We start from the raw sequence: 9,925 nt of genomic DNA, 5'->3' as shown, positions 1-9,925 counted from the left end.
GCGCAGCGGTGCGCGGATCAGGGCTCGCGACTGTTTGAGTGGAGCGCAGCGGAGCGAGTTTGAGCGAGACCCCGCGTACCGTGAGCAGCGCAGGGCAGCCGCGAAGCGGCCGGTGACGTCGGCCGGCCCGGGGCATACCGCCCGCCGCCGCACCCGGCACCTGCCCGCGCGCCGCCGCCTGACCCAGCAAAAAAACGAAAGCTAGAACGCCCTCTCGGCGATCAGCACCGCGAAGAACCCGAACGCCGCCAGCAGCGTCCACTTGAGCAGGATCCAGCCGAAGCGCCGGTACTTGAGCTGGCCGGTCGCCGCATAGCACGCAAACGAAACGCCCGCCACCAGAAGCAGCAGCAGGATGGCCCAGCGGAACAGCAGCATCGCAACCGTGCAGCGCGCCTACCAGGCGCGAGCGACTTCGGCAAAGCCCGCCGGCGCCCGCTTCTCGTCGTCGAAGGTGACGATCTCGTACGAGTCCTCGTGCGCGAGCAATTCGCGCAGCAGCTTGTTGTTGAGCGCATGGCCTGAACGGAAGGCGCTGTAGGCTGCCAGCAGCGGCCTGCCGATCACGTAGAGGTCGCCCATGGCGTCGAGGATCTTGTGCTTCACGAACTCGTCGTCGTAGCGCAGTCCGCCCGCATTGAGCACCTTGGTGTCGTCCATCACGATCGCGTTGTCCAGCCCGCCGCCCAGCGCCAGGCCCCGCGACCGCATGTACTCGACGTCCTTGGTGAAGCCGAAGGTGCGCGCGCGCGCGATGTCGCGGCTGTAGGAGCCGCTGCCAAGATCGAACTCCACCCGCTGGCCGGTCGAGTTGAGCACGCGGTGGTCGAAATCGATCTCGAAGCGGAGCTTGAAGCCGTGGTAGGGCTCGAGCCGCGCCCACTTGGTATCGGTCCCCTCGCCTTCGCGCACCTCGACCGCCTTCGTCACCCGGATGAAGCGCCGCGGTGCCGCCTGCGGCTGGATGCCCGCGCTTTGCAGCAGGAAGACGAAGGACGAAGCCGAGCCGTCGAGGATCGGCACCTCGTCGGCCGTGATGTCGATCAGCAGGTTGTCGATGCCAAGGCCCGCGCAGGCCGACATCAGGTGCTCCACGGTCTGGACCTTGGCGCCGCCCGCCGAGACGGTGGATGCCAGCCGGGTGTCGGTGACCGACTCCGCCGTCATCGCGATCTCGACCGGCTCCGGCAGGTCGACGCGGCGGAACACGATCCCGTGGTCCACCGGTGCCGGCCGCAGCGTGAGCTCGACCCGCTGCCCGCTGTGCAGCCCCACGCCAACGGCGCGGGTGATCGACTTGAGGGTTCGTTGGGACAGCACGGAGGCGATTTTAGAGGTGCGGGGGACTCCCCGCGCCGCACGCCTCGCCAAGTCCCCGATAGTGTTCATGCCTCACCAGGGCCGATTGATGGTGCGAAAAGCGTAGCGAGCGCCCCGAGGTTGCGCCGAGGAGCGCAGCCGTACTTGCGTACGGCGAGCACCACAGGTGCAAGATCGGGGCGCGCAGTAGCTTTGCGCATCATCAATCAGCTTGGCGGCGCAGGAAGGCCGGGATCTCGAAGTCGTCCATGCCGCCCGAGGACAGCGCATCCACCTTCGCCGCGGCCATCGTACGGTTGGTGCGCCACACGCTGGGCACCGCCATGCCGTCGTAGTTGGGCTGGCTGCCGGCGTGGCCCACGCCGCCGCCGAGCGTCGGCACGGTGAACGGGATGTTGTCGGTACCGGTGCGGATCACTTCGAGCGTCGGCGCCTGGCGGCGTGCGTCCTGGCGCGACAGGCCGGTCGCGACCACGGTCACGCGCATCTCGTCGCCGAGGGCGTCGTCGTAGGCGGCGCCGTAGATCACGTGCGCATCGGGCGAAGCGTAGGCGCGGATGGTGTTCATCGCGAGCTTCGATTCGCTCAGCTTGAGCGAGGACTTCGAGGCCGTCACYAGCACCAGCACGCCCTTGGCGCCCGACAGGTCGATGCCTTCGAGCAGCGGGCAGGCCACGGCTTGCTCGGCGGCGATGCGGGCGCGATCCGGGCCGCTCGCGGCCGCGGTGCCCATCATGGCCTTGCCGGGCTCGCCCATCACGGTGCGCACGTCTTCGAAGTCGACGTTCACGCCGCCGTACTCGTTGATGATTTCCGAGATGCCRCCAACCGCGTTCTTGAGCACGTCGTTGGCGTGCGCAAAGGCTTCGTCCTGCGTCACGTCCTCGCCCAGCACGTCGAGCAGCTTCTCATTCAGCACCACGATCAGCGAGTCGACATTCGCTTCGAGCTCGGCCAGGCCGGCATCGGCATTGGTCATGCGGCGGCCGCCTTCCCAATCGAAGGGCTTGGTCACCACGCCCACGGTCAGGATGCCCATCTCCTTGGCGACGCGTGCGATCACCGGCGCCGCGCCGGTGCCGGTGCCGCCACCCATGCCGGCCGTGATGAACAGCATGTGCGCGCCCGCGATCGATTCGCGGATGTCGTCGATCGCGGCTTCGGCGGCGTCGCGGCCCTTCTCGGGCTTGCTGCCGGCGCCCAGGCCGTTGGTGCCGAGCTGGATCGTCTTGTGGGCGTTGCTGCGCGACAGCGCCTGCGCGTCGGTGTTGGCGCAGACGAACTGCACGCCCTGCACGCCGCGTTCCATCATGTGCGCGACCGCGTTGCCGCCGCCGCCGCCGACGCCGATCACCTTGATCTGGGTGCCCTGGTTGAACTCTTCGATCTCGATCATTTCGATGGCCATTTTTCTGACTCCTTGAATTTGCAGTTGCCGTTTATTGATGAATGAACTTGTTGTTGTGAACCGTTGAGCGCTTCAGGGCGGAGGTCCGGTCCGCCGCCATCGCTCGTTGAAATGCAGCGGGGGGCTGCCACGCGCCAGCCAGAGTCGGTCTGCGGTCATGATCAGAAGTTCCCCACGATGAAGTCCTTGAAGCGCCCGAACGCGGTTTTCACCGAGCCGTTCTTCTGCGCCACCTTGAAGCCGCGCAGTCGTGCATAGCGTGCTTCCTCGAGCAGCCCCATCACGGTCGCGGCACGCGGCTGCGCGACCATGTCGGACAGCGCGCTCGAGTACTTCGGAATACCGCGCCGCACCGGCTTCAGGAAGATGTCCTCGCCGAGCTCGACCATCCCGGGCATCACGGCGCTGCCGCCGGTCAGCACCACGCCGGACGACAGCACCTCCTCGTAGCCCGACTCGCGCACCACCTGCTGCACCAGCGAAAAGATCTCCTCGATGCGCGGCTCGATCACGCCGGCCAGCGCCTGCTTGCTCAGCATGCGCGGGCCGCGGTCGCCAAGGCCCGGCACCTCGACCTGCGTGTCGGGATCGGCCAGCAGCTGCTTGGCATAGCCGTGCTCGACCTTGATGTCCTCGGCATCCTTGGTCGGCGTGCGCAGCGCCATCGCGATGTCGCTGGTGATCAGGTCGCCGGCGATCGGGATCACCGCCGTGTGGCGGATCGCACCGTTGGTGAAGATCGCCACGTCGGTGGTRCCGGCACCGATGTCGACCAGCACCACGCCGAGCTCGCGCTCGTCCTCGGTCAGCACCGCCAGGCTGGAGGCCAGCGGGTTCAGCATCAGCTGGTCGACCTCGAGGCCGCAGCGGCGCACGCACTTGATGATGTTCTCGGCCGCGCTCTGGGCGCCGGTCACGATGTGCACCTTGGCCTCGAGCCGCATGCCGCTCATCCCGATCGGCTCCTTGACGTCCTGGCCGTCGATCACGAACTCCTGCGGCTCGACCAGCAGGAGGCGCTGGTCGCTCGAGATGTTGATCGCGCGCGCGGTTTCCACCACGCGRGCGACGTCGGCCGGCGTGACTTCCTTGTCCTTGACCGCCACCATGCCGCTCGAATTGATGCCGCGGATGTGGCTGCCGGTGATGCCGGTGTAGACGCGGCTGATCTTGCAGTCGGCCATCAGCTCGGCCTCCTTGAGCGCCTGCTGGATGCTCTGGACCGTGGCGTCGATGTTGACCACCACGCCGCGCTTGAGCCCGTTGCTCGGCGCAATGCCCAGGCCGGCCAGCTTGAGCTCGCCGTTGGGCAGCACCTCGGCCACCACCGCCATCACCTTGGCAGTGCCGATGTCGAGACCGACAACGAGATCTTTGTACTCTTTGGACATGAAGCTTCCTCTGTTCGCTCGCTCTATTTTTTCTTCGGGTCGGCAACGACCGTCGTCACGCCACGCAGCCGCAGCGCGTAGCCCTCGTTGTGCCGCAGGTCGGCACCCTCCACCGACGCGACCGTACGCCCGTACTGACCCGCCACCGGCGTCACGGTGCGCAGGAATCGCTGCGTGCGGATCACCACCTCCTCGCCCTGCCCGCGTCCGAGTTCCAGCACGGCGCCGGTGTCCAGCAGCGCGCGCCAGCTGCCGCGGCTGGTCAGCGTGAGCTGGTCGATGCCGAGGTCGTAGGGCTGGAACAGCGGCGACAGCACGCGGTACATGCCCAGCACCTGGCCGGCCTGCTCGGCCGGGCCGTCCAGTCGCGGCAGGTTGTCGTCGACCTCGGCCACGTTGGCCTCGAAGACCTCGCCGAAGCCGTTGATCAGTTTCGAGCCGGCCTCGTCGCCCCAGTGCGCCACCGGCACGTGCTCGGTCAGCGTGGCGCGCAGCTTGTTCGGGAACTCGCGCCTCACCACGGCCTTGCGCACCCAGGGCACCGACTCGAAGGCGGTGCGCGCGCGGGCCAGGTCGACCGTGAAGAAGTTGCCCGCCAATTGCGGCGCCACGTTGGCACGCAGCGTGACCGCGTTGTTGTGCGTGACCTCGCCGTCGACCTTGATGCCGGCCAGCGGGAAGAACGGCTGACGCAGCACCCACCAGGCGCCCGCCGCCAGCAACATGACCGCGAACAGCGCGAACACGAGGGTCGCGAGCACGTTCATGAGCTTGACGTCGAAGGGCACGGGGAGGCTGCGTGTCATGGCGTGGCGGCGCCTCCAGGCGTTCCGGAATCCAGCGTGGCGGTCGCCAGCACACGCAGGCACAGATCCTCGTAGGCGATGCCGGCGGCCCGGGCCGACATCGGGACCAGCGAGTGGCTGGTCATGCCCGGCGAGGTGTTCATCTCGAGCAGGAAGGGCTTGCGGTCGCTGGCGCGGATCATCAGATCGGCGCGGCCCCAGCCGCGGCAGCCGAGCTGGTGGTAGGCGGCCAGCGAGATGCGGCGGATCTCGTGCTCCTCGGCTTCCGGCAGGCCGCTCGGGCAGTGGTACTTCACGTCGTCGGTGAAGTACTTGTTCTGGTAGTCGTAGGCGCCTTCGGGCGCGGCGATGCGCACCACCGGCAGCGCCACGGCATCGAGGCCGCTGCCCAGCACGGCGCAGGTGACTTCCTCGCCCTCGATGAATTCCTCGCACAGCACGTCGGCGTCGTAGCGCACCGCCAGGCTCACGGCGTCCTGCATCTGCGAGTAGTCCTGGACCTTGGTGACGCCGATGGAAGAACCTTCGCGCGGCGGCTTCACGATCAGCGGCAGGCCCAGCACGTCGGGCACGGCGTTGATCTGCTCGCGGCTCTGCTGGTCGAAGGCCAGCCGTACGTAGCGCGGCGTGGGCAGGTCGTCGGCCTGCCAGATGCGCTTGGTCATGACCTTGTCCATCGCCACGCTCGAGGCCATCACCCCGGAGCCGGTGTAGGGAATGCCGAGCAGCTCGAGCGCGCCCTGCACCGTGCCGTCCTCGCCGTGGCGGCCATGCAGCACCACGAAACAGCGCGCGAAGCCCTCGCGCTTGAGTTCGGCCAGATCGCGCTCGGCCGGGTCGAAGGCATGCGCATCGACGCCGCGCGAACGCAGCGCCTCGAGCACGCCGCGGCCCGACATCAGCGAGATCTCGCGCTCGGCCGAGCTGCCGCCGAACAGCACCGCGACCTTGCCGAAGGCCTTCGTATCCACGACGCTCACAGCGCCCTCCCTTCGCGCGTGAAGCGCTCTGTTGTCTGCGGCGCCTGGGCGCCGATCTCTACCACCTTGGCGGGCACGGCACCGATCGAGCCCGCGCCCATGCAGATCACGACATCGCCCTCGCGCGCGTTGTCCAGGATCGCCTGCGGCATGGCCGCGATCTCGTCGACGAACACCGGTTCGACCTTGCCCGCGACGCGCAGCGCGCGCGCCAGCGAACGGCCGTCGGCCGCCACGATCGGCGCCTCGCCGGCGGCATAGACCTCGCCCAGCAGCACCGCATCGGCCTGGCCGATCACCTTGACGAAATCCTCGAAGCAGTCGCGGGTGCGTGTGAAGCGGTGCGGCTGGAAGGCCAGCACCAGGCGCCGGCCCGGAAAGGCGCCGCGCGCCGCGGCGATGGTGGCCGCCATCTCGACCGGGTGGTGCCCATAGTCGTCGATCAGCGTGAAATGGCCCGTGCGGGCGCCGGCCAGCGGCACCTCGCCATAGCGCTGGAAGCGCCGGCCCACGCCCTTGAAGTCCGCCAGGCCGCGCTGCACCGCCTCGTCGGGTACGTTGAGTTCGACCGCCACCGCGATCACCGACAACGCGTTGCGCACGTTGTGCTCGCCCGGCAGGTTCAGCACGATGTCCAGGTCGGGCAGCGTGACGCCGTTGCGGCGCTGGGCGGTGAAATGCATCTGCGAACCGACCGCGCGCACGTTGACCGCGCGCACCTGCGCGCCTTCGTCGAAGCCGTAGCTCGTGACCGGGCAGGACACCTCGGTCACGATCTCGCGCACCGCGGCGTCGTCGGTGCACAGGATCGCGACGCCGTAGAAGGGCATGCGGTGCAGGAAGTCGACGAAGGCCTTCTTGAGCTTCGCGAAGTCGTGCCCGTAGGTCTCCATGTGGTCGGCGTCGATGTTCGTCACCACCGCCATCACCGGCAGCAGGTTCAGGAACGAGGCGTCGGATTCGTCGGCTTCCACCACGATGTAGTCGCCGCTGCCGAGCTGCGCGTTGGCGCCGGCGCTGTTGAGCCGGCCGCCGATCACGAAGGTCGGGTCGAGCCCGGCGGCCGCGAGCACGCTCGCCACCAGGCTGGTGGTGGTGGTCTTGCCGTGCGTGCCGGCGATCGCGATGCCCTGCTTGAGCCGCATCAGCTCGGCCAGCATCATCGCCCGCGGCACCACCGGGATGCGCTTCTCGCGCGCCGCCACCACCTCGGGGTTCTCGGCGTTGACCGCGGTCGAGGTGACGACCGCGTCGGCACCCGCGATGTGGGCCGCGTCGTGGCCGACGAAGGTCGCGATGCCGAGGCTGGCCAGGCGCTTCAGGGTCGCGCTGTCGGACAGGTCGGAGCCCGAGATCGTGTAGCCGAGATTGAGCAGCACTTCGGCGATGCCGCTCATGCCCGAGCCGCCGACGCCGACGAAATGGATGTGACGAATCGCGTGCTTCATTTGGCAAGCTCCTCGCAAGCGCGGACGACATGGTCGACCGCTTCGGTTTTCTGCATCGTCTTGGCCTTCACGGCGCGTTCCATGAGCGCAGCGCGCCCGGTCTTCTGTAGCAAATCAGCCAGCAATTCAGGTGTCAGTTCGGTTTGTTGAACGAGCCAGCCGCCGCCCGCGTCGACAAGGAAGCGGGCATTGGTGGTCTGGTGGTCGTCCACGGCGGAAGGAAAAGGCACGAACAGCGCTGCTGCGCCGACGGCCGCGATTTCGGTGACGGTGCTGGCACCGGCGCGCGCGACGATCAGGTCGGCGTCGGCGTAGGCCTGCGCCGTGTCCTCGATGAAGGGTGTGAGCTCGCCTTCGACCCCGGCGGCCGCGTAGTTGGCGCGCAGTTCGTCGATCTGCTTGGCGCCGCTCTGGTGGGTGACCTGCGGGCGCTGCGCCGGTGCGATCAGGGCCAGCGCCTTCGGCACCACGGCGTTGAGCGCCCGCGCGCCGAGGCTGCCGCCCACCACCAGCAGCCTGAGCGGGCCGCCGCGGCCGGCGAAGCGCGTGGCCGGGTCGAGCTGCGACAGGAAGGCGGCGCGCAGCGGATTGCCGACCCATTGCGCCTTCTTGAGGACGTCGGGGAAGGCCGTGAAGACGCGGTCCGCAACGCGCGCGAGCACCTTGTTGGCAAGCCCGGCCACCGAGTTCTGCTCATGCAGCACGAGCGGCTTGCCCAGCAGCACGCTCATCATGCCGCCCGGGAAAGTGATGTAGCCGCCGAGGCCGACGACCACGTCGGGCCGCACGCGGCGCACCACGGCGAGGCTCTGCAGGAAGGCGCGCAATAGGCGCATCGGCAGCAGCAACAGCGTGAGCGGGCCCTTGCCGCGCACACCGCCGAACTGCACCGGCTCGAAGGCGAAGCCGCGCGGCGGGACCAGCTTTTCTTCCATGCTGCCGGGCGCGCCCAGCCAGTGGACGCGCCAGCCGCGCTCGCGCAGGGCCTCGGCCACCGCCAGCCCMGGGAAGATGTGGCCGCCGGTACCGCCGGCCATGACCAGTGCAGTCCTGCTCATTGGGAACCTCCGTGCATCCGCACTTCGGTAATCGCCTTGGGAGCGGCCCGGCGGCTCATACGCGGCCTCCGCGCATGAGAACGCGGTTCTCGTAATCGATGCGCAGCACCACCGCCAGCGCCACCACGTTCATCAGGATCGCCGAGCCGCCGAAGCTCATCAGCGGCAGGGTCAGGCCCTTGGTCGGCAACGCCCCCAGGTTCACGCCCATGTTGATGAAGGTCTGGAAGCCGATCCAGATGCCGATGCCCTGCGCCACCAGGCCCGAGAACACGCGGTCGAGCGCGATCGCCTGGCGGCCGATGTGCATGATCCGCCGCGTGAGCCAGAGGAACAGGCCGATCGCGAGCAACACGCCGACCAGGCCGAATTCCTCGCCGATCACCGCCAGCAGGAAGTCGGTGTGGGCTTCGGGCAGCCAGTGCAGTTTCTCGACGCTGCCGCCGAGGCCGACGCCGAAGACCTCGCCGCGACCGATCGCGATCAGCGAATGCGAGAGCTGGTAGCCCTTGCCGAGCGCATGCTCCTCGCTCCACGGATCGAGGTAGGCAAAGATGCGCTCGCGCCGCCACGGGCTGGTGGCCACGATGGTGCCGAAGGCCGCCACCACCAGCGCCGCGATGACGAAGAACATGCGCGCGTTGACGCCGCCCAGGAACAGGATGCCCATCGCGATCACGGCGATCACCATGAAGGCGCCCATGTCGGGCTCGGCCATCACCAGCATGCCGACCACCACCACCGCGATGCCCATCGGCAGCACGGCGCGAAAGAAGCGCTCCTTGATCTCCATCTTGCGCACCATGTAGCTGGCGGCGTAGAGCACCATCGCGAGCTTGGCCAGCTCCGAGGGCTGAAAGCGCATGAAGCCCAGCGGCAGCCAGCGGCGGGCGCCGTTGACATTGATGCCGATGTGCGGGATCAGCACCGCGACCAGCAGCAGCAGCGAGGCGACGAAGAGCCAGGGCGCGGCGCGCTCCCAGGTCTTCATCGGCACCTGGAAGGCCAGCAGGCCGGCGATCGCCGCGATCACCAGCGAGGCCGCATGGCGCGTGAGGAAGAAGGTCGAGCTGTAGCCGGCGCGCGCAAAGCGCGGGCTGTCCGACAGCGCGATCGAGGCCGAATAGACCATCACCAGGCCCCAGGCCAGCAACGCCACCGTGACCCAGACCAGCGCCTGATCGAAGCCCAGCACGCGCACCGGCGCCGCCTTGGTCTGCGTCATGCCGGCGTTGCCGAGCCGCACCGGCAGATGCATGGGCAAGGCGTCGATGCCGCTCTTGGCGCGACTGAACCAGCCGCCGAAGCGGCCGGCCTTGTTGGGCGTGGCGGCGGTCGCGGTGGTCATGCCGCACCCTCCCCGGAGTCTGCCGGCCCATCGGCGAGCGCCTGCACGGCCTCGCAGAACACCTCGGCGCGATGCGCGTAGTCCTTGAACATGTCGAAGCTGGCACAGGCGGGCGACAGCAGCACCGCATCGCCCGGATGGGCGCGTCCGGCCGCCACCGTCACGG

9 protein-coding genes and 1 pseudogene are annotated in these 9,925 nt (G+C 68.5%); all 10 read right to left on the bottom strand.

Going from position 1 to position 9,925, the window contains the following annotated elements:
* Window positions 1-201: 201 nt before the first annotated feature.
* Complete coding sequence (locus tag AC1D2K_RS21510; protein WP_478090858.1) at window positions 202-378, bottom strand: hypothetical protein; 177 nt, start codon at window positions 376-378, stop codon at window positions 202-204.
* A gap of 18 nt (window positions 379-396) precedes the next feature.
* Entirely contained in the window at window positions 397-1,320 is a 924-nt protein-coding gene (gene lpxC / locus AC1D2K_RS21505) for a UDP-3-O-acyl-N-acetylglucosamine deacetylase (RefSeq protein ID WP_478090857.1), read from the bottom strand.
* A 202-nt stretch (window positions 1,321-1,522) separates the two neighbouring features.
* Window positions 1,523-2,728, bottom strand: coding sequence for a cell division protein FtsZ (ftsZ, locus tag AC1D2K_RS21500; RefSeq protein ID WP_478090856.1), 1,206 nt, complete (start codon window positions 2,726-2,728; stop codon window positions 1,523-1,525).
* A gap of 161 nt (window positions 2,729-2,889) precedes the next feature.
* Window positions 2,890-4,119 carry a cell division protein FtsA gene (gene ftsA / locus AC1D2K_RS21495; protein WP_478090855.1) on the bottom strand — a complete coding sequence of 410 codons (1,230 nt, stop codon included), beginning with the start codon at window positions 4,117-4,119 and terminating at the stop codon, window positions 2,890-2,892.
* 23 nt (window positions 4,120-4,142) lie between these two features.
* Window positions 4,143-4,925 (bottom strand): cell division protein FtsQ/DivIB, encoded by a 783-nt coding sequence (locus AC1D2K_RS21490; protein ID WP_478090854.1) that lies wholly within the window; start codon window positions 4,923-4,925, stop codon window positions 4,143-4,145.
* Entirely contained in the window at window positions 4,922-5,905 is a 984-nt protein-coding gene (locus tag AC1D2K_RS21485; protein WP_478090853.1) for a D-alanine--D-alanine ligase, read from the bottom strand. The genes AC1D2K_RS21490 and AC1D2K_RS21485 overlap by 4 nt, the downstream gene beginning before the upstream one ends.
* On the bottom strand, window positions 5,902-7,353 hold the full coding sequence (murC, locus tag AC1D2K_RS21480) for a UDP-N-acetylmuramate--L-alanine ligase (RefSeq protein WP_478090852.1): 1,452 nt from the start codon (window positions 7,351-7,353) through the stop codon (window positions 5,902-5,904). Before murC ends, AC1D2K_RS21485 begins: the two co-directional genes overlap by 4 nt.
* Window positions 7,350-8,411, bottom strand: coding sequence for an undecaprenyldiphospho-muramoylpentapeptide beta-N-acetylglucosaminyltransferase (gene murG / locus AC1D2K_RS21475; protein WP_478090851.1), 1,062 nt, complete (start codon window positions 8,409-8,411; stop codon window positions 7,350-7,352). The genes murC and murG overlap by 4 nt, the downstream gene beginning before the upstream one ends.
* Before the next feature lie 55 nt (window positions 8,412-8,466).
* Window positions 8,467-9,759: a putative lipid II flippase FtsW gene (ftsW, locus tag AC1D2K_RS21470; protein WP_478090850.1), complete on the bottom strand. Its 1,293-nt coding sequence runs from the start codon at window positions 9,757-9,759 to the stop codon at window positions 8,467-8,469.
* Window positions 9,756-9,925, bottom strand: a pseudogene (locus AC1D2K_RS21465) (UDP-N-acetylmuramoyl-L-alanine--D-glutamate ligase); the annotation flags it as partial. The gene ftsW and the pseudogene AC1D2K_RS21465, both read right to left, overlap by 4 nt.

Source organism: Variovorax sp. P1_H12_2 (genome assembly GCF_056405335.1).
The sequence above is the reverse complement of the archived record's forward strand: the minus strand, read 5'-3'. Positions and strand labels throughout refer to the sequence as shown.